Raw genomic sequence first — 22,284 nt, forward strand, 5'->3', positions numbered from 1 at the left:
GCGGCGCGGCCCGGCGCTCAGGCAGCTCAGTGACGGAAGTGGCGGATGCCCGTCATCACCATGGCGATGTTGTGCTCGTCGGCGGCGGCGATCACCTCGTCGTCGCGCATCGAGCCGCCCGGCTGGATCACGCAGGTCGCGCCCGCGTTCACCACCACGTCGAGGCCGTCGCGGAACGGGAAGAACGCGTCCGAGGCGACTGCCGTGCCCGCAAGCTTGAGGCCCGCGTTTTCCGCCTTGATGCTGGCAATGCGCGCCGAGTCCACGCGGCTCATCTGGCCCGCGCCCACGCCCATCGTCATGCCGTTCGCGCAGAACACGATGGCGTTCGACTTCACGAACTTCGCCACGCGCCAGGCGAACAGCAGGTCGTCCATTTCCCTGGGCGTCGGGTGGCGCTTCGTCACCACGCGCAGTTCGTGCGGCTGCACGTTCTTCGCGTCGAGCGACTGCACGAGCAGGCCGCCGCCCACGCGCTTGAGGTCGAAGGCGTTATGGCCGTCGCCCAAGGCGATTTCGAGCAGGCGCACGTTCTGCTTGGCGGCGAACACGGCCTTTGCGGCTTGCGAGAACGACGGCGCGATCAGCACTTCGACGAACTGCTTCGAAACGGCCTGTGCCGCCGCTTCGTCGACTTCACGGTTGAACGCGATGATGCCGCCGAAGGCCGAGGTCGGGTCGGTCTGGAACGCCTTCGCATACGCTTCGTGCGCGTCGGCGCCCACGGCCACGCCGCACGGGTTCGCATGCTTGACGATCACGCAGGCGGGCGCGTCGAAGGTCTTCACGCATTCCCAGGCCGCGTCCGAGTCGGCGATGTTGTTGTACGAGAGCTCCTTGCCCTGCAACTGCTTATAGTTCGCGAGCGCGCCGGCCGGCGTGGCGAGGTCGCGGTAGAACGCGGCGCTCTGGTGCGGGTTCTCGCCGTAGCGCAGGTCCTGCACCTTGTCGAACGCGAGGTTCAGCACGGCCGGGTACGCGTTGCGCGACTTGTGGTCGAGTTCGGCGGTGAGGCTCGTGAGGTAGTTCGTGATCGCGCCGTCGTACTGCGCCGTGTGCGAGAACACCTTGGTCGCGAGGCGGAAGTTCGTCGCGTAGCCCACGGTGTTGCCGTTCGCGCGCATTTCCTCGAGCACGGTGGCGTAGTCGGCCGGATCGACCACCACGGTCACGTCGCGGTGGTTCTTCGCCGCCGAGCGCAGCATGGTCGGGCCGCCGATGTCGATGTTCTCGATCGCATCCTCCAGCGTGCACTCGTCCTTCGCCACGGTCTGCACGAACGGGTACAGGTTCACCACCAGCAGGTCGATGGTGGGGATGTCGTGCTTTTGCAGCGCGGCCATGTGCTCGGGCAGGTCGCGGCGGGCGAGGATGCCGCCGTGCACCTTCGGGTGCAGCGTCTTCACGCGCCCGTCGAGCATTTCCGGAAAGCCGGTGTAGTCGGCCACTTCGGTGACGGGAAGGCCCGCGTCGGCGAGCAGTCTGGCGGTGCCGCCGGTCGACAGGATCTTGACGCCGAGTGCGGAAAGCGACTTCGCGAAGTCGACGATGCCCGACTTGTCGGAAACGGAGATGAGCGCTTGCTGGATCATGATGGAGGAAGGAGCCGAAGAGATCGAGGATGCCGCGCCAGAGGCCCGAAGCCGGCCGTTACAGCAGGCCGTGCTGCTGGAGCTTCTTGCGCAGCGTGTTGCGGTTGATGCCGAGATACTCGGCGGCCAGCGACTGGTTGCCGCCGGCCTGCTCGAGCACCACCTCGAGCATCGGTTTTTCGACGATCGAAATCACCATTTCATAAACGTCGTGCGGATTGGAGCCGTCGAGATCCTGGAAATACATGCCGAGGCTCTCGCGGACGCATTGTTCGATGTTGTGCTTGCTCATGCTGCCAGTCGATCGTTTGTTTCGCCTTCGCCGCTTTCGGGGGTATCGAGCGTTTCGTCCTCATAGACGAGGCGCTCGGAACGCGTCTTCTGTTCGTCGAAGAACGCGTTGACGGCGAGGAGCTGTTCGCGCGTGGTGTCCAGCGTATTCATGCGATGCCGGAACGCATTGGCGCCGCAAAGGCCGCGAGTGTACCAGCCGATATGCTTGCGCGCAGTACGGACGCCCGTAAATTCGCCATAAAACGCGTAATGGTCTTCAAGGTGCTCGTTCATGATCGACTGGATTTCGTCCACGCGCGGCGGCGGCAGCAGCTCGCCCGTGGCGATGAAATGTTCGATCTCCCGAAAGAGCCACGGCCGCCCCTGCGCGGCGCGGCCGATCATGATCGCGTCGGCGCCGGTCGCGGCGAGCACCGCGCGCGCCTTCTGCGGCGTGGTGACATCGCCGTTGGCGACTACCGGAATGCGCGCGGCGGCCTTCACCGCGGCAATCGTTTCGTACTCCGCTTCGCCGTGATAGAGGTCCGCGCGCGTGCGGCCGTGCACGGTCAGCATGGCGATGCCGCTGTCCTCGGCGATGCGCGCGACCGTCAGCGCATTGCGGTGCTGGCGGTCCCAGCCGGTGCGGATCTTGAGCGTGACGGGCACCGCGTCCGGGCCCACGCCCACGGCATCGACCACGGCCTTCACGATGCGCGCGACGAGCGGCTCGTTCTGCAGCAGCGCCGAGCCCGCCGCGACGTTGCAGACCTTCTTGGCGGGGCAGCCCATGTTGATGTCGATGATCTGCGCGCCGTTGGCCACGTTGTAGCGCGCGGCTTCGGCCATCATCGCCGGATCGGCGCCGGCGATCTGCACGGCAATGGGCTCGACCTCGCCCGCGTGATTCGCGCGGCGCATGGTCTTCTCGCTCTTCCAGAGCTGCGCGTTCGACGCGACCATCTCCGAGACCGCGTAGCCCGCGCCAAGGCGTTTGCACAACTGGCGGAACGGCCGGTCCGTCACGCCCGCCATGGGGGCGACGAACAGGTTGTTGCGCAGGGTGTGACGGCCGATGGTGAGCATGACGCGGTGAGCAGAAGCCGCCGCGCCTGTTTCGCGCCGGCGTCGAAGACGCCCGGAAACGTGCAGGCACGGTTGCGGCCGGAAAAGGGGAAACGCGTATTTTAGCGTTAACGGCATGGGCGGTCGCGCTGCGCAGGGTGCAACGTTGTCGCGCAAGGCTGCTTTTTGCCGCTTCGGACACCACTTCGGTGGCGGCGCGCGACGCTTTCTTAAAAGCGATTCGACCCCACGATACGGCCGGCGTACCGAAGACGCCGGCTGAGTCCGTAGCGTCAGGTCCGCTGGCCGAACATCATCTGCCGGGCAAGCGCTGTCTTGACGGGCGGCGCGAATTCGAGCGCGGTGAGCGCGAGCCCGCGCAGCGTCGCGAGCGGCGCGAAATCGACGGTGAACAGGCGTGCGAGCGTGTCCGTGGCGCCAATCGTCATGCGTCGGTCGAATGCGCGCCGGCGCGCGAAATCGGCGAGCGCGAGCGGCGAGGCGCCGTGTTGCGCGAAGGCGTCGGCGAGCGCGTGCGCGTCGCGCAGCCCCAGATTCAGCCCTTGGCCCGCCACCGGATGCAGCGTCTGCGCCGCGTTGCCCACCGCGGCGATGCGGCCGTGGCCGCTCACGAGCGTATCGAGCGCCGAAAGGCCGAGCGGGAACGCGGCGCGGCCGTGAACCTGGGTGAAACGGCCCATGCGCGAGCCGAATGCGGCGTCGAGTTCTGCGAGGAATGCGCTATCGGAGAGTTGCGCGCGCCGTTCGGCCTGGTCGGGCGAACTGCACCAGACGAGCGCGTAATCGGCGCCGCACACGCCGCCCATCGGCAGGAGCGCGATCGGACCTTCGCGCGTGAAGCGCTCCCAGGCGACGTGCGGCTGCGGAGCCGACACCGTCACCACGCCCACCAGCGCCGTCTGGCCGTAGTCGCGCGTGCGCCGGGTTTCGCCGTTTTCCTCTGCGGCCGCTTCTCGTGCGGCGTGGGCGCCCGCATCGGGGTCGCCGTGCGCGGCGCGGTCCGAGCGGGGCCGGTAGAGGCCGCCTTCGGCATTGACGAGAATGCGCGTGCGCAAGCGGCGCTCGATGCCCGCGGTGATGACGGGCAGCGTCACGCCATCGTCTTCGACCACGGGGTCGAGCGCCTCGGTGCGATGCAGCCAGTGGACGGGCGTGCCGCGCACGGCCTGCGCGAGCGACTGCACGATCGCGCCGTAGCGCGCGACGTAGCCGAGCGCGGGCAGATCGTAGTCGTGGCGGTCGATCAGCGTGCGGCCGAAGTGGCCGCGCTGCGAAACGTGAATGCGTTCGATGGCGGTGGCGTCGTGCGGCCACGCCAGCGCTTCGAGCAGCGTGCGGCTGCCTTGCGAGACGGCGATGGCGCGCGGGTCGCCGGCGCTGTCCTCGGGCTCGCGCGCGTCGATCAGCGCGACCGATAGCGTGGAGGTCGCGCTGCGGCGCGTGAGCCAGCCGGCGAGCGCCATGCCCACCGGCCCGGCGCCGACGATTGCGATGTCGTAATCGAACGGCGCGGCCGGGGCCGGGGCCGGGGCCTCGGGCGTATCGGCTGCTGCGTTCATGACTTGCGCGCGTCCTGCATCAGCTTTTCGATTTCGGCGGCCTCGACGGGCACGTCGCGCGTGATCAGCTCGCAGCCGGTCTCCGTCACGATGGCGTTGTCCTCGATGCGGATGCCGATGTCCCAGTAGCGCTCGGGCACGTCTTCGGCGGCGCGCACGTACAGGCCCGGCTCGATCGTGAGCGTCATGCCCGGGCGCAAGATGCGCCACGGCGGCGCGTCGCCTGCGCTCGCATTGTGCTGCGTGCCGCGCTCGCGGTAGTCGCCCGCATCGTGCACGTCCATGCCGAGCCAGTGGCCTGTGCGATGCATGTAGAAACGCGCGTAGGCGCGTTGCTCGATCACCTCGTCCACGCTGGCGAACTGCTGGCGGTTCAGGATGCCGGTGTCCAGCAGGCCCTGCGCGAGCACGCGCACGGCGGCGTCGTGCGGCGCCTCGAAGTTCACGCCCGCACGCGTGGCGTCGATGGCCGCCTGCTGCGCCGCGAGCACGATGTCGTAAAGCTCGCGCTGTGCCGCGGTGAAGCGGCCGCTGGCCGGGAAGGTGCGCGTGATGTCCGAGGCATAGCCGTTCAGCTCGCACGCGGCGTCGATCAGGATCAGGTCGCCTTCGCGCGCCACGGCGTTGCCGGCGGGGTAGTGCAGCACGCACGCGTTCGCGCCCGCGGCAACGATCGAACCGTAAGCCGGGCCTTGCGCGCCGTGCTTGCGGAACGTGTAGAGCAGCTCGGCTTCGAGCTCGTATTCGTGGATGCCCGGGTGGCACGCGGCCATGGCGCGGCGGTGCGCGATGGCCGAGATCTTCGCCGCGCGGCGCATCGTGTCGAGTTCGTGGGCGTCCTTGATGAGGCGCATGTCGTCGAGCAGCGGCAGCAGGTCGCTGACGGTGGCGGGCGCCGTCACGCCGCTGCGCCCCTGGGCGCGCACCGCGTCGATCCAGCCTCTCACCTGGTTGTCGAAGCGCTCCGACGCGGCCAGCGCATAGTGCAGCGCGGGCCGGTTGGCGATGATCTGCGGCACGCGCGCATCGCGTTCGTCCCACGGGTAGGCGGCGTCCATGCCGAATGCTTCGCGCGCGCCGTCCGGGCCGAAGCGAAAGCCTTCCCACGTTTCGCGCTCCACGTTCTTCGCGCGGCAGAAGAGGATCGAGGCGGGCTGGTTGTCGTTCGCGCTGGCATCGAGCACGAGCAGCGCTTCCGGCTCCGTGAAGCCGGTCAGGTAGTAGAAGTAGCTGTCGTGCCGGTAGGGGTAATCGGCGTCGCGGTTGCGCAGCGCCTCGGGTGCCGTGGGCACGAGCGCCACGCCGCCGCCTCGCTCGCGCAACGCGGCGAGCACGCGTTCTCGGCGTGCGCGGTAGAGCGCGGCGCCGCCATCGGGGCCATGCGGCGCGTCGGCGGTGGGATGGGGGGCGTGCGGGGCGGGCGTGAGGGTCGTGTCCATCGTGCGATTGTAGCGCCGTGTCCGGCTCCCTCGCTCGACTCTCCGCTTACGGCGCCTCACGGGTCGCGCGGCGCCGGGGCAGAGACCTCGCATTGCCGGCTGACCGCCGGGTTGCACCGATGCGGGGTTCTCTCCCCGGCATGCGGGCGCAACCGTTGCCGATGTTGCATCCAGCCCACATCGGGCCGCGTTTCTCCTCTCCTGAATGGCGTTGGGCGGCGGGTGCGGCGTCGGAACCGTGTCAATCCAACGTATACTTCGGCCGGATTACAGAAAAGGCAGGTGCGATGAAACTTATCGGTTCGCTCGGCAGCCCGTATGTCCGCAAGGCGCGGATCATGCTCGCCGAAAAGAAAATCGACTACAAGCTGGTGCTCGAAAACGTGTGGTCCGACGACACGGCGATCCACGACTACAACCCGATCGGCAAGGTGCCGTGCCTCGTGATGGAGGACGGCGAGGCGGTGTTCGACTCGCGCGTGATCTGCGAATACGTGGACACGCTCTCGCCGGTGGGCAAGCTGATTCCGCCTTCGGGGCGCGAGCGCGTGGAAGTGCGTTGCTGGGAGGCGCTCGCCGACGGCATTCTCGACGCGCTCGTGGCGATCCGCCTCGAAAGCACGCTGCGCACGCCCGAGCAGCGCAGCGACGCGTGGATCGCGCGCCAGCGGCGCAAGGTCGACGAAGGCCTGAACGCGATGGCCAAGGGTCTCGCGGGCAACCCCTGGTGCGCGGGCAACCGCTACACGCTCGCCGATATCGCGATGGGCTGTGCGCTCGGCTACCTCGACTTCCGCTCGCCGGAGCTGAACTGGCGCGATCCGCATCCGAATCTCGCGCGCCACTTCGAGAAGCTCTCGCAGCGGCCGTCCTTCTTGGATACTTTCCCGCAGGGCTGACCATCCGGTCGTTCGGGCACCTCGCGGATGACTGGCGGATACCTGCGGATACTCGGGGAATACCCGGCGGTCATCCGTCAGGCGCGCTGAAAGCAAAACGGCGGCCACGGCCGCCGTTCTGCTTTTCCCACCCGGCTTGCGGTGCGATCAGACGATCTTTTCCGCCTCCGGCGCGAACGAGTCGCTGCGCGCGACCGGCCACCACTTCTCGTACAACTGGTAGCGATAGCGGCCCTCGAGCAGGTCGCCCGGCTTCAGGTACTTGAGCAGGTCGGACATCAGCTTCACCTCGTACGAGGAAATGCGCCGCACGATGTGATGCGCGCGCAGATCCTGCGGACCCGCGAGACCCGCGGCCTGGAGGATTTCCTGCAGCGCGTGCAGCGTGTTGCGATGGAAGTTGAACACGCGCTCGCCCTTGTCGGGCACGTTCAGCGCGCGCTGGCGCACCGGGTCCTGGGTCGCGACGCCGGTCGGGCAGCGGTCCGAATGGCACTTCTGCGCCTGGATGCAGCCCACGGCGAACATGAAGCCGCGCGCCGAATTCACCCAGTCCGCGCCGATGGCGAGCGTCTTCGCGATATCGAACGCCGTGATGATCTTGCCGCTCGCGCCAATCCTGATCTTGTCGCGCAGCCCGATGCCCACGAGCGTGTTGTGCACGAGCAGCAGGCCCTCCTGCAGCGGCGTGCCGATGTGATCGGTGAATTCGAGCGGGGCCGCGCCCGTGCCGCCCTCGGCGCCGTCCACCACGATGAAGTCCGGCAGGATGCCGGTTTCGAGCATGGCCTTGGCAATGCCGAAGAATTCCCACGGATGCCCGATGCACAGCTTGAAGCCGGTGGGCTTGCCGCCCGAGAGCGTGCGCAGGCGATCGACGAATTCGAGCAGCCCGCGCGGCGTGGAGAACTCCGAATGGCGGGCCGGCGAGACGCAGTCCTGGCCGATCGGAATGCCGCGCGTTTCGGCAATCTCAGGCGTGACCTTGGCGGCCAGCAGCATGCCGCCGTGGCCGGGCTTCGCGCCCTGCGAAAGCTTCACCTCGATCATCTTCACCTGGGGTTCGTTCGCGAGGCGCTGGAACTTCGCGGCGCTGAAGGTGCCGTCGTCGTTGCGGCAGCCGAAGTAGCCCGAGGCGATTTCCCAGATGATGTCGCCGCCGTTCTCGCGGTGATACTTCGAAAGCGAGCCTTCGCCCGTGTCGTGCGCGAAGCCGCCTTTCTTCGCGCCCAGGTTGAGCGCACGGATCGCGTTCGCGGAGAGCGCGCCGAAGCTCATGGCCGAGACGTTGAAGATCGACATCGAGTAGGGCTGCGCGCGGTTCGCGCCCACCAGCACGCGGAAGTCGCAGCCGGCGATCTTCGTGGGCGCGAGCGAGTGGCTGATCCACTCGTGGCCGACCGCTTTCACGTCGAGTTCGGTGCCGTACGGGCGGCTATCGACGGCGTTCTTCGCGCGCTGGTACACGAGGCTGCGCTGCGTGAGCGAGAACGGCTTTTCGTCGGTGTCGTCCTCGACGAAGTACTGGCGGATTTCGGGCCGCACGAACTCGAAGAAGAACCGCAGATGACCCCAGATCGGATAGTTGCGCAGGATGGCGTGGCGCTCCTGCGTCATGTCGTAGAGGCCGAGCAGGACGAAGAGCGCGGGCACGATGGCGCACAGCCACGAGAGATGATGCAGCGCCGCGGCGGCGACGCAGACGGCCGTCAGCAGCACGGCAATCCACATCGCCAGATAACGTCGGGAAAACATGGGGGACTCCTGTGTCGGCCGGATTGGGCGCCTCGGCGCTGGCTCCGGTCTCGTGCAGCATGGTTGCGGTTCTGGATCGTACGCGCGCGTTTTACCCGTTGTTTGACCCGTTCGGGCGGGCGTCACGCGCTGCCGCCGCGCCGCCCGGCGGCGCGGATGGCGCAAATGATGCCGCAAGTTTGTGAAACTGGCCGGGAAGCCGGCAGAAGAAGTGCGTCGCGCGTACCAGGCGCTGGGGGCGGCGCGGGGCCGGAGCCGGCGCGCCATGGCCGGTGCCCGGCGACCCAGCGCAGGGGGGGCTTACGCCTCGCTTGCCGGGCTGCCTTGCAGCGCGGGCTTTTTACCGGCAGCGCGCTTCGTGCGCTTTGCGCGCACCGGCGCGGGCGGCGGCACGGCCGGCACATGCGCTTCGAGCGTCTGCACGGCTTCGATGATCCCGCCGCCCAGGCACACGTCGCCGTCGTAGAGCACCGCCGACTGGCCGGGCGTCACGGCCCACTGCGCATCGGGGAAGTGCAGGGCGAACTGTCCGTCGCCGAATTCGTTCGCGGCACCCAGGCCGGCCGCACCTGAGCCGGCCACACCTGAGCCGGCCACACCGAACACGCAGCGCGCATCGGCTTGCCGGTAGCGCGTTTTCGCGCCGCACGCGTGGCCCTCGGCCGGCGGTTCGCCCGCCACCCAGCTCACGTTGCCCGCGCGCAGGTCGTGCGCGAGCAGCCACGGATGATCGTGGCCCTGCACGACGTAAAGCGTGTTCGAGGCCATGTCCTTGCCCGCGACGAACCACGGTTCGCCGCTGCCGTCCTTGCTGCCGCCGAGGCCAATGCCCTTTCTCTGGCCGAACGTGTAGAACGCGAGGCCGATATGCTCGCCCACCACCTTGCCCTCGGGCGTCATCATCGGTCCCGGCTGGGTGGGCAGGTAGCGGTTCAGGAAGTCGCGGAAGGGCCGTTCGCCGATGAAGCAGATGCCTGTCGAATCCTTCTTCTTCGCGTTCGGCAGTCCGATCTTTTCGGCAATCTCGCGCACCTTCGTCTTGGGGATTTCGCCGAGCGGGAACATCGTCTTCGAAAGCTGCGCCTGGTTCAGGCGATGCAGGAAGTACGACTGATCTTTCGTGTGGTCGAGGGCCTTCAGCAGTTCGAAACGACCGTCGCGTTCGGGGTTCTGGCGCACGCGCGCATAGTGGCCCGTGGCGATGGTTTGCGCGCCCAGCGACATCGCGTGGTCGAGGAACGCCTTGAACTTGATTTCGGCGTTGCACAGCACGTCGGGGTTCGGCGTGCGGCCGGCCGAGTACTCGCGCAGGAACTCCGCGAACACGCGGTCCTTGTACTCGGCGGCGAAGTTCACCGCCTCGACGTCGATGCCGATCAGGTCCGCCACCGACACCACGTCGATCCAGTCTTCGCGCGTCGAGCAGTATTCGCTGTCGTCGTCGTCTTCCCAGTTCTTCATGAAGAGACCGACCACGTCGAATCCCTGCTCCTTGAGCAGCCATGCGGTGACCGACGAATCGACGCCGCCCGACATGCCTACCACCACTTTACGTTTGCTCATTGCTCTGCTGCCTTCAACCTTGAGGACTCGCCTTGGGTTTTGCCTGGGGCTTCCGCCCTGGATGCCGCTTTCGGCCCGACCGCGTGCACGTGCACGAATTCGACCGGCACGCGCACCCCCGCGAGGTAATCGTCGATGCACTTCATCACGAGCGGCGTGCGGTGCCGCTGCGGCGCCGCGCGCAACTCCTCCGCGCTCATCCACACCGTGCGGACGATATCGGGATCGAGCGCGCGGTCTTCCGGTGTATCGGCCGCGCGGCCGCAATACGTGAAGCGCAGGTAGGTCGCGCCGCTTTCGCCCGGCTTGCCGAAGTGCGTCATGTACACGCCCACCAGCGCTTCGGGCGTGAAGGCGTAAGCGCTCTCTTCGAGTGTTTCGCGCACCACGGCCTCGGTGAGCGTTTCGCCGGCCTCGAGATGGCCGGCGGGCTGGTTCAGGCGCAGGCCGGCCGGCGTGTGCTCTTCGACGAGCAGGAATTGCCCGTCGCGCTCGATGATCGCCGCCACGGTGACGTGCGGGGCCCAGGTGTCCTCGTTCATGGTCCACCATTTTACCGGGACACGCCCCGCAATGCTGACGGCGGCGTGGCCGGCGCGCGGGCACCCTGCACAGGCCCAGCCGGCAAGGGTTGCCCTACCGGACGGCCGGTCAGGCCGGGCGCCCGTTCCCGTGCCTGCCGCAGCGCGCAAGCCCGGCTTTTCGCGGGGTCGATCCGCCCCCGGCTTTCGGTTAAAGTGGTGCGTCCTTATGCCGTTGCACTAAACAAGAATACTTGCCGGCGTACCTCGCCGGCCCCCCGAATCTTTAAAGCGCTGGAAGGTCGAGGAGGATTCAACGATGCATATCGGAGTACCCGCAGAAACGCGGGCGAACGAAAGCCGCGTGGCCGCGACGCCGGAGACAGTCAAGAAATACGTCGCGCAGGGCCACACCGTGACGCTCCAGAGCGGGGCGGGCACGGGAGCGAGCTTTCCCGACGAGGCGTACAGCGCCGTCGGCGCCCAGATCGCCGACGCGGCCGCCGCTTTCGGCGCCGACCTCGTGCTCAAGGTCCAGTCTCCTTCGGTCAGCGAACTGCCGTTCATGAAGCGCGGCGCCGTGCTCGTGGGCATGCTCGATCCCTTTAATGCTGAAAACGCCGCGAAGCTCGCCGAGGCGGGCGTGACTGCCTTCGCGCTCGAAGCCGCGCCGCGCACCACGCGCGCGCAGAGTCTCGACGTGCTGTCGTCGCAGGCCAACATCGCCGGCTACAAGGCGGTGCTGGTGGCGGCGAACCTCTATCCGCGCTTCATGCCCATGCTGATGACGGCCGCGGGCACCGTGAAAGCGGCGCGCGTGCTGATCCTCGGCGCGGGCGTGGCGGGCCTGCAGGCGATCGCCACGGCGCGGCGCCTCGGCGCCGTGATCGAGGCCTCCGACGTGCGGCCGGCCGTGAAGGAGCAGATCGAGTCGCTGGGCGGGAAATTCCTCGACGTGCCTTTCGAGACCGACGAGGAGCGCGAGGCCGCGCAGGGCGTGGGCGGCTATGCGCGGCCCATGCCGCCGTCGTGGCTCGCGCGCCAGTCGGCTTTGGTCCACGAACGCGCGAAGCAGGCCGACATCGTGATCTCCACGGCGCTGATTCCGGGACGCGACGCGCCCACGCTGCTGCCGGCCGACACCGTGCAGGCGATGAAACCGGGCTCGGTGGTGATCGATCTCGCGGCAGGACGCGGCCCCATTGCCGATCAGGCGAGCGGCCGGCGCGGCGGCAACTGCCCGCTGACCGTCGCGGACGAGGTGGTCACGCAGCACGGCGTGCGCATCTGCGGCTACACGAACCTCGCTTCGATGGTCGCCGCCGATGCTTCCGCGCTCTACGCGCGCAACCTGCTGGACTTCCTGAAGCTGATCGTCACGAAGGAAGGCACGCTCAACATCGACCTTGCGGACGACATCGTCGCGGCCACGCTGCTGGCCCGTGACGGCGCCGTGACGAAGAAGGCATGACGAGGAGGAGAACGAAGACATGGAAGTCATCAACCACACCGTCATCAACCTGATCATCTTCGTGCTGGCCGTGTACGTGGGCTATCACGTGGTCTGGAACGTCACGCCCGCGCTGCATACGCCGCTCATGGCCGTGACCAATGCGATCTCGGCAATCGTGATCGTGGGCGCCATGCTGGCCACGGGGCTGACCGTGGGCGGCGCGGGCAAGTTCTTCGGCACGCTGGCCGTGCTGCTTGCGGCCGTCAACGTGTTCGGGGGCTTTCTCGTGACAAGGCGCATGCTCGAGATGTTCCGCAAGAAGGAACCGAAGAAGCTCGCCGGCAAGGAGGGCGCACGATGAGCATGAACGTCGTTACGCTGCTCTACCTGGTGGCGTCGGTCTGCTTCATCCAGGCGCTCAAGGGGCTTTCGAACCCGAAGAGCGCGCGCGCCGGCAACGTGTTCGGCATGACCGGCATGGCCATCGCGATCCTCACCACGCTTGCGCTGATCGTGAAGGAGTCCGCGCAATTCGGCTCGAACCTCGGGCTCGGCCTCGGGCTGCTGCTCGGGGCGCTGGTGGTCGGCGGGGGGCTGGGGGCCTACGTGGCCGGGCGCGTCGAGATGACGAAGATGCCCGAACTCGTCGCCGCCATGCACTCGCTGATCGGTCTCGCGGCGGTGTGCATCGCCTATGCGGTGGTGTCCGAGCCGGCCGCGTTCGGGCTCGTGGCCGAGGACGCCCCCTATCCGGGCTTCCTGCCGTACGGCAACCGCATCGAGCTCTTCATCGGCACGTTCGTCGGGGCGATTACCTTCAGCGGCTCGGTGATCGCGTTCGGCAAGCTCTCGGGCAAGTACCGGTTCCGCCTGTTCCAGGGCGCGCCGGTGGTCTACGCGGGGCAGCACCTCATCAACCTGATGCTCGCGCTCGGCATGGTCGGCTTCGGGATTCTGTTCTTCCTCACGCAGTCGTGGCTGCCCTTCATCGTCATGACGCTGATCGCGTTCGCGCTGGGCGTGCTCATCATCATTCCGATCGGCGGGGCGGACATGCCCGTCGTGGTGTCGATGCTGAATTCGTACTCGGGGTGGGCGGCGGCCGGTATCGGCTTCTCGCTGAACAACGCGATGCTGATCATCGCCGGTTCGCTGGTGGGGTCTTCGGGGGCGATCCTCTCGTACATCATGTGCCACGCGATGAACCGCTCGTTCTTCAACGTGCTGCTGGGCGGCTTCGGCGGCGAGGTGGGCGAAGCGGCGGCGGGCGGCGCGAAGGAGCAGCGGCCGGTGAAGTCGGGCTCGGCCGACGATGCCGCGTTCATGCTCGGCAATGCGGAGAGCGTCGTGATCGTGCCGGGCTATGGTCTTGCCGTCGCGCGCGCGCAGCATGCGCTCAAGGAACTCACCGATAAACTCGTGGAGAAGGGCGTGGACGTGCGCTACGCCATTCACCCCGTGGCGGGCCGCATGCCGGGCCACATGAACGTGCTGCTCGCGGAAGCCGAGGTGCCCTACGACATGGTGTTCGAGATGGAGGACATCAACAACGAGTTCGGCCAGACCGACGTGGTGCTGGTGCTGGGCGCGAACGACGTGGTGAACCCGGCGGCGAAGAACGACCCGAAGTCGCCGATTGCGGGCATGCCGATCATCGAGGCGTACAAGGCGCGCACGGTGATCGTGAACAAGCGCTCGATGGCGGCGGGCTATGCCGGGCTCGACAACGAACTGTTCTACATGGACAAGACCATGATGGTGTTCGGCGATGCGAAGAAGGTGATCGAGGACATGGTGAAATCGGTGGAGTGATTGCCGATCTTGTCCGTTGCGGGCAGGGAAGGGAAAAGCGCGCAGCGATGCGCGCTTTTTCTTTTGATGCCTGAACCGGCCCTAGCGCGAAGGCGTTTTCACGCGCCGCATGTAGTCGGCGAGCCGGCGCCCGCTGACGTCGGGGAACGGCTCCAGCACTTCGACCTCGCCCATGCGCGCGATGTCGAAATTGCGGAAGTCCTCGCGCAGTTCGCACCATGCGCCCACGGTCCAGCGCGCGCCCCAGTACACGAGGCCGAGCGGCCACACGCGCCGCCGCGTGTGCGCGCCGAGCCGGTCGCAATAGGCGAAGTGCACGACGAGGCGCGTATCGACGGCCCGGTGCAGCGCGTCCACTTTTTCCGAAAACGCCCGGTCGACGTGAAACGACGGCACGAATACGGCGAGGCGTTCGAGCACCACGCGCTTGTCGGCCGGCATGGTGGCCGCGATCTTGGCGAGCGCGCTGCGCGCGCCGCCGGCCAGCGCGGCGCCGCCCCACGATTCGGCCATGCGCGCGCCGACTGCGAGGGCCGTAAGTTCGTCGGCGGTGAAGGCGAGCGGCGGCAGGCTCGCGCTGCGTGCGAGGCGGTAGCCGATGCCCGCCTCGCCCTCGATCGGCACGCCCGAGAGTTGCAGATCCCGCACGTCCCGGTAGACGGTGCGCGGCGAGACCTCGAGCCATTCGGCAAGCTGCTGTGCGGTGGTGAGACGGCGGCCGCGCAACAACTCGGCAATGCGAAAGAGACGGTCTGCGCGACGGGACATGGGCGCTGGCGTGTGGAGTCGGCGAAGGAGCGGACGGGGCCGTGGAGCGGCCGCTGCCGCGATGATAGCGCCGCTTGCGCTGACGCAGGCGCACGGGTGGCGGGCGTACTCGAACGTCACGCCCCCGCGCGTTTCAGGCTGGCATCATGGAAACCTCAGGGCTGCATCGATGCGACATCAAACGAGCTTGGACGCATGCAGCCCGACGCGATTGCCCTCGGTGTCGATGAAGAAGCCGATATAGCCATAGTTGTTCGGCAGCTCCACCGCAGGGCCCTGCTTCTTGCCACCGGCCTTCACCACCCGATCGAGCACGGCCGTCACCGAAGGCTGTGCGTTCAGGTACACGAGCACGCCTTTCGGATCGGGCTTCGAGTCCTGCGGATTGAAGACGATGCAGCCGCCGGTATCGGCTTCGGTATGCGCGAAGAGGGCCATGGGCACCCCGCCGACCACGTCGCGCTGCAGCGACGTGTCGAGCGCCGCTTCATAGAAGCTGGCGGCGCGCTCCAGATCGTGCGCGGGGATTTCGAACCACGAGATGACACGGGACACTTCGGACGACATGATGCGCTCCTCGAATGCGGACTGCTGACGGTGGAAACAGCGGGATCGCCAGATGGCGTAGAAGGAGTGTGCCGGGGGGCTGCTGACAACGTACTGTCAGCAGGGCCAGATGGCCAGCAGCAGTCTGGAGGAGCGGGGAAGAGGCGGGAGGAGAAAACAGCCGCGCCGACGAAGCGCGGCACGGCGCCGGTACGTGCGCCGCGCACGCCGTGCTTCGTTCGCTGCCCGCTCGTGGCGAGCGGGCACGCGGACTATTACGTCAGTGGGCTCAGGCGTTCTCGTTCGCCGGCGTGCTGCCGCCATTGGCGGGGCGCTGGCGCACGCTGCCCGCGATCAGGTCGAAGCGGAACAAACGGCATTCGAGCGCGCCGTTGTAGAGCGGCGTCTTCGCCGATTCGCGCAGGCGCAACTGGCCCGGCAGCTTGCGGTCCGAAGTCAGCACGAACGCGCGCCAGCCCGTGAAGCGCTGCTTGAGCGCGTCGCCGAGCGCCTGGAAGAACTCGCTGTCCGGCGCATCGTCCTGCGTCTGCGCGCGGCGAAAGCCTTCGTCGCCGTTGTCCTCGCCGCGCAACTCGCGGGCCGTCGGGCGCGCCTCGCCGCGCGCGTTGCGGCCGCGCACCTCGATCCGCTCGCCATACGGCGGGTTGGCCACGAGGATGCCCGGCGCGTCGGCGGGCGGCGTCATGTTGCGCGCGTCGAGCTGCTTGAGCGGCACGTTGCCGAGCCCCGCGCGCTTGAAGTTGGCGCGCGCCTTTTCGAGCATCACGTCGGAAATGTCGCTGCCGAAAATCAGCAGGTCGTGATGCGAGCGGCTTTGCGCCGTGTTGCGCGCCGTGTTCGCCTCGCTCTTCAGGTGGCGCCATGCCGCCGAATCGAATTGCTTCAGGCGCTCGAAGCCGAAGCTGCGGTCGAGCCCCGGCGCGATGTCGAGCGCTACCTGGGCCGCTTCGGCGAGGAACGTGCCGCTGCCGCACATCGGGTCGTAGAGCGGCGTGCCGGGCGTCCAGCCGGTGATGCGCAGGATGCCGGCCGCAAGGTTCTCGCGCAGCGGCGCCGCGCCCTTGTCGAGGCGCCAGCCGCGCTTGAAGAGCGGCTCGCCGGACGTGTCGAGATAGAGCGTGCAGTCGCCGGCCGTGAGGAACGCGAAGACGCGCACGTCGGGATACGCGGTGTCGATGCTCGGGCGCGCGCCGGCTTTCGAGCGCATGCGGTCGCAGATGCCGTCCTTCACGCGCAGCGTCGCGAATTCGAGGCTGCGCAGCGGCGACTTGATCGCCGTGATATCGACGCGCAGCGTTTCGTTGGCCGTGAACCACTGCTCCCAGCGCTGGCCCGCGGCGAGCGTGTAGATGTCCTGCTCGCTGCGGTATGGGCCCTGGGCGATTTTCAGGAGCACGCGGCTCGCGATGCGCGAGTGCAGGTTCGCGGCCATGCCGCCGGCCCAGTTGCCGCGCAGATGCACGCCGCCGGGCACCTCGGCGCCGACCGCGAGTGCGCCGGGCGGCAGGCGCCGCGAGGCGATTTCGGCCAGTTCGGCGGCGAGCGCGGCTTCGAGGCCGCGCGGGCAGGGGGCAAAAAATTCGAAAGACATGAGGGAGGAGGGACGCTGCGGGGAAGGCGCTATTGTACGCGGGTTGCGGCCCCGGCCCGCGCGGGATGCTGCGTGCAGGGCGCGAGGGGCGCCCGCGCCGTGCCCGCCGGCGCCCGGCCGGTGTCAGTGCGGGGCCGCCTCGTTGGCGTTGGCGGCCTTGCGGCGCGGCCACACGAGATCCACGGGATGCCGCGAAATGCGCCGCCAGATCGCGCGCATGAGCGGGCGGACGTCCTTGCGGCCGAGGTCGCGCGAGCGCAGCGCCATCTGCAGGGCGAGCGCGAAGCTCACCGTCACGTTGAGGATCGCCATGCTCGCCACGCCCGCCACGGCCCACCAGAGCTCGCCGGAGCCGAGCGTGGACGTGCCGAGCACCCCCATCGCCACGCCGATCGATCCTGCCGAAAGGGTCACGTGCCGCACCTCGAAGTGAAACGAGATGGCCGAGACCAGCGCCGGCACGACGCCGAGCATCAGCCCGAGCACGACGTTGCCCCAGACGCCCGCCGCGTTGGCGCGGCAGAAGCGGGCGAGGCGCGCGGCGCCCGCCGGCCCGAGCGTCATGCGCAGACGCCGGTTCCAGGCGAGGGCGTCTTCCACGCGATGCAGGACGAACCAGTTGTCGGCCCAGCCGGCGAAGAGGCTCGACGCCCACAGCAGCACGCCCGTGAGCGCCGCGTAGAGCGGCGTCGGCCCGGCGAGCGAGAACGACTGGAGCGTGGCGTGCGCCTTGGCGGGCGAGATCAGGTTGACGTGAAAGAGCCAGCCGCACACGAGCTGGATCGCGAGGCAGGCGGGAAACACGAGCAGCACGTTGCCGAGCACGGCCGCCGCCTGGGTGCGGATGAGCGCCACCACCGACGAGACGAAGCGCGCCCGCCCGGCCGGCTCGTTGGCGCCGTCGAGTTCGCGGGCAAGGGTGGGCGCCGTCATCGCGGGCTGCTTGGTGGCGAGCGAGAGGTGGCAGAAGTGCATGACGAGGAAGCTCACCGCGTAGTTCAGCCCCGCGAACACGCCCTCGATCATCGACGGGAGATGTGCGCCCGTGACGCCGAACTTCACGTATACCGTGACCGCCGTCACGAGCCCGCCGCCGGCGGCCATGCGCAGCATGGTCAGGTATTCGGCGCGGTCGCGGGCGATGTAGTGCTCGCCGGTGTCGGCGGACAGTTCGACCACCTTGCGCGAGAGCAGCGCGAAGTTGCTGCGCACGAGGTGCAGCACGCTCTGGCTCGCCTGGTTCGCCTTCACGAGATCCGCGACGAGGCGCGCCTGCATGCTCAGGTCGTCGCTGGCCATCCAGGCGTCGAGCAGTTGCTCCGCGCGCTGGATCCGCATGCGCATGCGCTCCACCTGGAACACCGTATCGACGCGCACGCCGTTGCGGTAGAGGTGGGCGAACACGTCGTCGGTGGCTTTGCGGCAGCCGTCCAGCAGCAGGCGCAGCCACGTCACCTCCTGCAGCAGCCGGTCGGGCTCGCCCGCGTCGCGGGCGTTCTCCACGGCCAGCATCGCGCGCGTGAGGCGGAAGAACGGCAGGCGCTCGACGGCCACGCGGGCTTCGTCGCCCGACAGGCGGCTGCGCACCGTCGGCGAAAGGCCCGTGGAGCTGATCTGGCAGGTGAGGTTGTGCAGCGCCGTCAGCAGATCCACGGAAAGGTCGCTGCGGCCGGGTTCGGCGGCAACCGGCGCGCCGGGTTCGGCTTCGCCATCCGCGGCGGGAGGCGTCTCGCCGCTGGCGGGCGCCCCGGCCAGGGTTTGCCGCTCCGGTTCGACGATCAGGTCCTTCAGGCGGCCCAGCAGGTCCGGCGGCAGCGTCGCGATCCATTCGGGGTCGTGGGCGGCCGGAAACATCAGCGTAAAGAGCGCCGCGAGGTCGCGGCGGCTCGGCGCGGGCGGAATCAACTGCGCCTGGATGCGCTCGGAGAGCGCGCCGAGGAGACCCGAATGGACGGGCATGCCCGCGTCGCAGAGGAGCGAGATGCTGTCGGCCTCGCGCACCAGCTTGCGCACCATCGCGCCGACGTTGGCCTTCCAGGCCGGATTGCGGTCGAGCACATGCAGCAGATAGCGCACGCGCGCGTGTTCCGGCGGCCCGCGGCGCGGCGCCTCGGCGGTCGGGCCGGAGGAGGAGCCAGCGGAGGCGGAGGCGGGAGGCGCGGCGTCCAGCTTGCCGCCGCGGTGAATCCAGTGCGCGAGTTCGATCAGCCAGTCGCTGCGCTCGGCATAGGGGGCGTCGGCATCGGCGACGGCCAGCAGCGCGTCGAGCTGCTGCCCGGCGCTGCGCGAGGCGCGCCATTTCTTCCAGAGGGTCTTGACGGTACGGAACATAAGGAGAACGGAGGTGCCGGCCCGGCCTGTAAGGGCGGCGGGCCGGCACGGGAATCAGCCGGCGCCCGATTCGGCGGGCGCCGCCGCCGGGCACGCGACGGGAGGCATCGGCTTCGGACGGCTGGCGGTCTTGCTGCCCGGCGTCATGACGGGCTGCGGCGCCGCGGCGAGCGCACGCACGCCGCTTGCGATCGCCGTCGAGAGCGCTTCGACCGCGTGCCGGTGTCCTTCGACGAGCGCGTCGTAACCGGTGCCGACCTTCTCGTCGAGCACGCTGCGGCAGGTCATGACCTGCTGCGAGGCGAGCGAACGCACGCTCCAGACCGCATCGATGAGCGCATGCGAGTCGGGCCACGACTCGAAGCGCTGAACCCGCACGCTCACGCGGTACACGGGCACGCCCTCGGGCCGCGGCGAGCCATACACGTCGATGGTGCCGAGCTGCTGGGTGAGGTCGCCCGAGAGCGCGCGGCGGATCTCGTCGCCGGGCAGCGAGGCCCAGCGCCGCTGCTCGAGCACATCGACGCGGCTCGCATCCGTCTGCACGACGAACTGTGCCTTGGCCACCTGCGGCGGCACGTCGATCGGCGCGAGTTCGATCAGGAGGGCCGGGTTCGCGCTCGCCACGGTGGGCGCGCCGCGCGCCGCGTCGTCGGCCGGGCTCAGCGTGTAGAAGTGGCTGGGCGGCGACGCGCAGCCGGCCAGCACGGCCGCGGCCGCCGCCGCAGCAGCGGCTGCCAGAGCGGAAGTCCGCGTGAAGAGCCGGTCGAACGTCATGGGTTGTCTCCTGATTTGCCGCGCAGCAGCGACTCGGGGTGGCGTTCCAGATAGTCGGACAGCGAGTTGAGCGACTGCAGCGTGCGGGTAAGCTGCTGCATCGCCTCGTGCACGTCCGACTGCAGCGGCGAATCCTGCTGCAGCGTGGACTGCGCCGCGGCGAAGGTCTTCTGCGCTTCGTCGAGCGTGCCGCGCAGTTGCGGGAGCAACTGGCCGTTCACCTGGGTGAAGAGCTGGTTGGCGTTCTTCAGCGAATCGTTCAGATTCGTGCCGATCTGGTCGAACGGAATCTTGTCGAGCTTCTTCGCGATGTCGGCCACCTGCAGTTGCAGTTCCTCCAGCGAGTTCGGGATGGTGGGCAGCTGGATCGGGTCGTGGTCGAGATCCACCTTGGCCGAAGGCGCCTTCGGGAAGATGTCGAGCGCGACGTAGAGCTGGCCCGTCAGCAGGTTGCCCGTGCGCAACTGGCCGCGCAGCCCGCGGTCCACGAGGCGCCGCAGCAGCTCGCGGCTTTGCGGCGTGTACGGCGCCGGCGCTTCGCCATGCGCGCGGCGCGACAGGCGCAGCGGGTACAGGTCCACGGTGACGGGCATCGCGAAGTTGTGCTCCTTCGGGTCGTACTCGATGCCGATGTCCGTGACCTGACCGAGCACGATGCCGCGGAAGTCCACGGGCGCGCCCACCGACAGCCCGCGCAGCGACTGGTTGAAGTACATGACCACGCGCACCGGCGCGCCGTCCGGCTCGCGCATGGCGTCGGTTTCGTTGTCGGCGAGGTTGAAGGTGGCGTTCTCGGGCGCCTGCGGGCCGAGCGGCTTGCCGGGGGGCGACTGGAACGCGAGGCCGCCTACCACGATGGTGGCGAGCGACTGGGTATCGACCTTGATGCCGCTCGAATCGAGCTGCACGTTCACGCCGCTCGCGTGCCACCAGCGCGTGTTGGTGCCCACGTACTGGTCGTACGGCGCGCTCACGAACACCTGCACGGTCACGCCGGTGCCGTCCTTGTCGAGCGAGTAGCCCGTCACCTGGCCCACCTGGATGCGCCGGAAGAAGATCGGCGTGCCGATGTCGAGCGAGCCGAGCGTGTCGCTGTGCAAGGTGTAGCGGTGGCCCTTCTCGTCGATCGTGACGGCGGGCGGCGCTTCGAGCCCGATGAAGTCGGTGGCCGAATCCTTCGAGCGGCCGGCGTCGGCGCCGATATAGGAGCCGGAAAGCAGCGTGGAGAGGCCCGAAACGCCGCTTGCGCCTATGCGCGGGCGCACCACCCAGAAGCGGCTGTCCTTCACGGCAAACGCTTCGGCGTCCTTGGTCAGCTCGACGGTGACGAGCACGTGCGAGAGGTTGGGCGAGAGCTTGATCGCGCGCACCGAACCGATATCGACGTCCTTGTATTTCACCTTGGTCTTGCCCGGCTCGAGGCCCTCGGCGTTCGCGAAGCTGATGGTGACCGTGGGGCCGCGATCGACCACGGACTTCACCACCAGCGCAATGCCGATCAGCGCCGCGACGAGCGGCACGATCCAGACGAGCGACGGCAGCCAGCGCTTCGGCCTGACGATCTCCGGCTCGGGCAGCTCGGGCGGGAGCGGGCCGCCCGCGGAAGGCGGAGTCGGTCCTTTCGGGTTATTCATGGGCGCGATCCTGATTGTGCTGCGTGGGGTTCTGTTTGTCGTCGTCCACGGGGTCCCAGATGAGGCGCGGGTCGAACTGCATCGACGCCATCATGGTCAGGATCACGACGCAGCCGAACGCGATGGCGCCCGGGCGCGCGGTGATCACGGCCAGCGACTGGAAGCGTACCAGCGCCACCGTGAGCGTCACGACGAAGATGTCCAGCATCGACCAGCGGCCGATGAATTCGACGATCCGGTAGAGCTTCGTGCGCTCGACGGGGCGCCACGTCGAGCGCCGGCCCGACGTGAAGGCGAGCAGCGCGAGGACGATGAGCTTGAGCATCGGCACGAGAATGCTCGCGATGAACACGATGATCGCGAGCGGCCACGAACCCGAGGTCCAGAAGTACACGATGCCGCTCATGATCGTGTCGTCCTGGTCGCCGACGAGCGAGGCCGTGTGCATGACGGGCAGCAGGTTGGCCGGGATGTAGAGGAGGGCCGCCGCGATGAGGAGCGCCCACGTGCGCGTGAGGCTGTCGGGGCGGCGCTCGTGCAGCGTGGCGTGGCAGCGGCCGCAGCGCGGGTGCGGGTTCGCGCGCTCGTGCGGCTGCACGTGCCCGCAGGCGTGGCACGAGACGAGGCCGGCTTCGGTTGCGGTGACGTATTTCATGGGGGCGCC

19 protein-coding genes are annotated in these 22,284 nt (G+C 68.4%); 4 read left to right on the forward strand and 15 right to left on the reverse strand.

All coding sequences use genetic code 11. From position 1 onward, the window contains the following. Positions 1–26: 26 nt before the first annotated feature. The 5 genes from purH to BFE01S_RS16910 form a co-directional block, all read right to left on the reverse strand. Positions 27–1,592, reverse strand: a complete 1,566-nt coding sequence (purH, locus tag BFE01S_RS16890; protein ID WP_028226531.1) for a bifunctional phosphoribosylaminoimidazolecarboxamide formyltransferase/IMP cyclohydrolase — start codon at positions 1,590–1,592, stop codon at positions 27–29. Positions 1,593–1,650: 58 nt separating this feature from the next. Further along, positions 1,651–1,884 (reverse strand): Fis family transcriptional regulator, encoded by a 234-nt coding sequence (locus BFE01S_RS16895; RefSeq protein ID WP_028226532.1) that lies wholly within the window; start codon positions 1,882–1,884, stop codon positions 1,651–1,653. Next, positions 1,881–2,951 carry a tRNA dihydrouridine synthase DusB gene (gene dusB / locus BFE01S_RS16900; protein ID WP_028226533.1) on the reverse strand — a complete coding sequence of 357 codons (1,071 nt, stop codon included), beginning with the start codon at positions 2,949–2,951 and terminating at the stop codon, positions 1,881–1,883. Before dusB ends, BFE01S_RS16895 begins: the two co-directional genes overlap by 4 nt. A gap of 272 nt (positions 2,952–3,223) precedes the next feature. Further along, positions 3,224–4,510, reverse strand: a complete 1,287-nt coding sequence (locus BFE01S_RS16905; protein WP_028226534.1) for a UbiH/UbiF/VisC/COQ6 family ubiquinone biosynthesis hydroxylase — start codon at positions 4,508–4,510, stop codon at positions 3,224–3,226. Next, complete coding sequence (locus tag BFE01S_RS16910; RefSeq protein ID WP_407668219.1) at positions 4,507–6,066, reverse strand: aminopeptidase P N-terminal domain-containing protein; 1,560 nt, start codon at positions 6,064–6,066, stop codon at positions 4,507–4,509. Before BFE01S_RS16910 ends, BFE01S_RS16905 begins: the two co-directional genes overlap by 4 nt. A gap of 170 nt (positions 6,067–6,236) precedes the next feature. Here BFE01S_RS16910 and BFE01S_RS16915 point away from each other — a divergent pair, with 170 nt between their 5' ends. After that, the gene (locus BFE01S_RS16915) at positions 6,237–6,848 is read left to right on the forward strand and encodes a glutathione S-transferase C-terminal domain-containing protein (RefSeq protein WP_028226536.1); all 612 of its coding nucleotides are present in this window, start codon (positions 6,237–6,239) and stop codon (positions 6,846–6,848) included. A 147-nt stretch (positions 6,849–6,995) separates the two neighbouring features. Here BFE01S_RS16915 and BFE01S_RS16920 read toward each other — a convergent pair whose 3' ends face one another. The 3 genes from BFE01S_RS16920 to BFE01S_RS38990 form a co-directional block, all read right to left on the reverse strand. Continuing rightward, positions 6,996–8,603, reverse strand: coding sequence for an FMN-binding glutamate synthase family protein (locus BFE01S_RS16920; protein ID WP_028226537.1), 1,608 nt, complete (start codon positions 8,601–8,603; stop codon positions 6,996–6,998). A gap of 300 nt (positions 8,604–8,903) precedes the next feature. After that, positions 8,904–10,166: a tRNA 2-thiouridine(34) synthase MnmA gene (gene mnmA, locus BFE01S_RS16925; RefSeq protein WP_028226538.1), complete on the reverse strand. Its 1,263-nt coding sequence runs from the start codon at positions 10,164–10,166 to the stop codon at positions 8,904–8,906. Next, the gene (locus BFE01S_RS38990) at positions 10,163–10,708 is read right to left on the reverse strand and encodes an NUDIX hydrolase (RefSeq protein ID WP_042337844.1); all 546 of its coding nucleotides are present in this window, start codon (positions 10,706–10,708) and stop codon (positions 10,163–10,165) included. The genes mnmA and BFE01S_RS38990 overlap by 4 nt, the downstream gene beginning before the upstream one ends. Positions 10,709–11,006: 298 nt before the next feature. On the opposite strand from BFE01S_RS38990, the gene BFE01S_RS16935 reads away from it, so the two are divergent. From BFE01S_RS16935 to BFE01S_RS16945, 3 genes are read left to right on the forward strand one after another with little or no spacing between them, the layout of a single operon-like run. Further along, positions 11,007–12,158, forward strand: coding sequence for a Re/Si-specific NAD(P)(+) transhydrogenase subunit alpha (locus BFE01S_RS16935; RefSeq protein WP_028226539.1), 1,152 nt, complete (start codon positions 11,007–11,009; stop codon positions 12,156–12,158). A 19-nt stretch (positions 12,159–12,177) separates the two neighbouring features. Continuing rightward, positions 12,178–12,501 (forward strand): NAD(P) transhydrogenase subunit alpha, encoded by a 324-nt coding sequence (locus BFE01S_RS16940; RefSeq protein WP_028226540.1) that lies wholly within the window; start codon positions 12,178–12,180, stop codon positions 12,499–12,501. Continuing rightward, complete coding sequence (locus BFE01S_RS16945; RefSeq protein ID WP_028226541.1) at positions 12,498–13,952, forward strand: NAD(P)(+) transhydrogenase (Re/Si-specific) subunit beta; 1,455 nt, start codon at positions 12,498–12,500, stop codon at positions 13,950–13,952. Before BFE01S_RS16940 ends, BFE01S_RS16945 begins: the two co-directional genes overlap by 4 nt. Positions 13,953–14,033: 81 nt before the next feature. Here the strand turns inward: BFE01S_RS16945 and BFE01S_RS16950 are convergent, their stop codons facing one another. The 7 genes from BFE01S_RS16950 to BFE01S_RS16980 form a co-directional block, all read right to left on the reverse strand. Further along, positions 14,034–14,720, reverse strand: a complete 687-nt coding sequence (locus tag BFE01S_RS16950) for a helix-turn-helix transcriptional regulator (RefSeq protein ID WP_028226542.1) — start codon at positions 14,718–14,720, stop codon at positions 14,034–14,036. 177 nt (positions 14,721–14,897) lie between these two features. Beyond that, positions 14,898–15,287, reverse strand: coding sequence for a VOC family protein (locus BFE01S_RS16955; protein ID WP_042337845.1), 390 nt, complete (start codon positions 15,285–15,287; stop codon positions 14,898–14,900). 268 nt (positions 15,288–15,555) lie between these two features. After that, a complete protein-coding gene (locus BFE01S_RS16960; RefSeq protein WP_028226544.1) occupies positions 15,556–16,878 on the reverse strand; it encodes a THUMP domain-containing class I SAM-dependent RNA methyltransferase in 1,323 nt (440 codons plus the stop codon). A 123-nt stretch (positions 16,879–17,001) separates the two neighbouring features. Next, the gene (locus BFE01S_RS16965; protein ID WP_028226545.1) at positions 17,002–19,209 is read right to left on the reverse strand and encodes a site-specific recombinase; all 2,208 of its coding nucleotides are present in this window, start codon (positions 19,207–19,209) and stop codon (positions 17,002–17,004) included. A 54-nt stretch (positions 19,210–19,263) separates the two neighbouring features. Then, positions 19,264–19,986: a PqiC family protein gene (locus BFE01S_RS38995; protein WP_042337846.1), complete on the reverse strand. Its 723-nt coding sequence runs from the start codon at positions 19,984–19,986 to the stop codon at positions 19,264–19,266. Beyond that, entirely contained in the window at positions 19,983–21,620 is a 1,638-nt protein-coding gene (locus BFE01S_RS16975) for a PqiB family protein (protein WP_028226546.1), read from the reverse strand. The genes BFE01S_RS38995 and BFE01S_RS16975 overlap by 4 nt, the downstream gene beginning before the upstream one ends. Beyond that, positions 21,613–22,275, reverse strand: a complete 663-nt coding sequence (locus BFE01S_RS16980) for a paraquat-inducible protein A (protein ID WP_028226547.1) — start codon at positions 22,273–22,275, stop codon at positions 21,613–21,615. Before BFE01S_RS16980 ends, BFE01S_RS16975 begins: the two co-directional genes overlap by 8 nt. Between the last annotated feature and the right edge of the window lie 9 nt (positions 22,276–22,284).

The sequence above is a fragment of the Paraburkholderia ferrariae NBRC 106233 genome (assembly GCF_000685035.1).
In the GTDB taxonomy this organism is placed as follows: domain Bacteria; phylum Pseudomonadota; class Gammaproteobacteria; order Burkholderiales; family Burkholderiaceae; genus Paraburkholderia; species Paraburkholderia ferrariae.

Excerpts from the sequence above, each read along its gene's own strand:
- purH (WP_028226531.1), bottom strand. The coding sequence starts at position 1,592 with ATGATCCAGCAAGCGCTCATCTCCGTTTCCGACAAGTCGGGCATCGTC.
- BFE01S_RS16895 (WP_028226532.1), bottom strand. The coding sequence starts at position 1,884 with ATGAGCAAGCACAACATCGAACAATGCGTCCGCGAGAGCCTCGGCATG.
- dusB (WP_028226533.1), bottom strand. The coding sequence starts at position 2,951 with ATGCTCACCATCGGCCGTCACACCCTGCGCAACAACCTGTTCGTCGCC.
- BFE01S_RS16905 (WP_028226534.1), bottom strand. The coding sequence starts at position 4,510 with ATGAACGCAGCAGCCGATACGCCCGAGGCCCCGGCCCCGGCCCCGGCC.
- BFE01S_RS16915 (WP_028226536.1), top strand. The coding sequence starts at position 6,237 with ATGAAACTTATCGGTTCGCTCGGCAGCCCGTATGTCCGCAAGGCGCGG.
- BFE01S_RS16920 (WP_028226537.1), bottom strand. The coding sequence starts at position 8,603 with ATGTTTTCCCGACGTTATCTGGCGATGTGGATTGCCGTGCTGCTGACG.
- mnmA (WP_028226538.1), bottom strand. The coding sequence starts at position 10,166 with ATGAGCAAACGTAAAGTGGTGGTAGGCATGTCGGGCGGCGTCGATTCG.
- BFE01S_RS38990 (WP_042337844.1), bottom strand. The coding sequence starts at position 10,708 with ATGAACGAGGACACCTGGGCCCCGCACGTCACCGTGGCGGCGATCATC.
- BFE01S_RS16935 (WP_028226539.1), top strand. The coding sequence starts at position 11,007 with ATGCATATCGGAGTACCCGCAGAAACGCGGGCGAACGAAAGCCGCGTG.
- BFE01S_RS16940 (WP_028226540.1), top strand. The coding sequence starts at position 12,178 with ATGGAAGTCATCAACCACACCGTCATCAACCTGATCATCTTCGTGCTG.
- BFE01S_RS16945 (WP_028226541.1), top strand. The coding sequence starts at position 12,498 with ATGAGCATGAACGTCGTTACGCTGCTCTACCTGGTGGCGTCGGTCTGC.
- BFE01S_RS16950 (WP_028226542.1), bottom strand. The coding sequence starts at position 14,720 with ATGTCCCGTCGCGCAGACCGTCTCTTTCGCATTGCCGAGTTGTTGCGC.
- BFE01S_RS16955 (WP_042337845.1), bottom strand. The coding sequence starts at position 15,287 with ATGTCGTCCGAAGTGTCCCGTGTCATCTCGTGGTTCGAAATCCCCGCG.
- BFE01S_RS16960 (WP_028226544.1), bottom strand. The coding sequence starts at position 16,878 with ATGTCTTTCGAATTTTTTGCCCCCTGCCCGCGCGGCCTCGAAGCCGCG.
- BFE01S_RS16965 (WP_028226545.1), bottom strand. The coding sequence starts at position 19,209 with ATGTTCCGTACCGTCAAGACCCTCTGGAAGAAATGGCGCGCCTCGCGC.
- BFE01S_RS38995 (WP_042337846.1), bottom strand. The coding sequence starts at position 19,986 with ATGACGTTCGACCGGCTCTTCACGCGGACTTCCGCTCTGGCAGCCGCT.
- BFE01S_RS16975 (WP_028226546.1), bottom strand. The coding sequence starts at position 21,620 with ATGAATAACCCGAAAGGACCGACTCCGCCTTCCGCGGGCGGCCCGCTC.
- BFE01S_RS16980 (WP_028226547.1), bottom strand. The coding sequence starts at position 22,275 with ATGAAATACGTCACCGCAACCGAAGCCGGCCTCGTCTCGTGCCACGCC.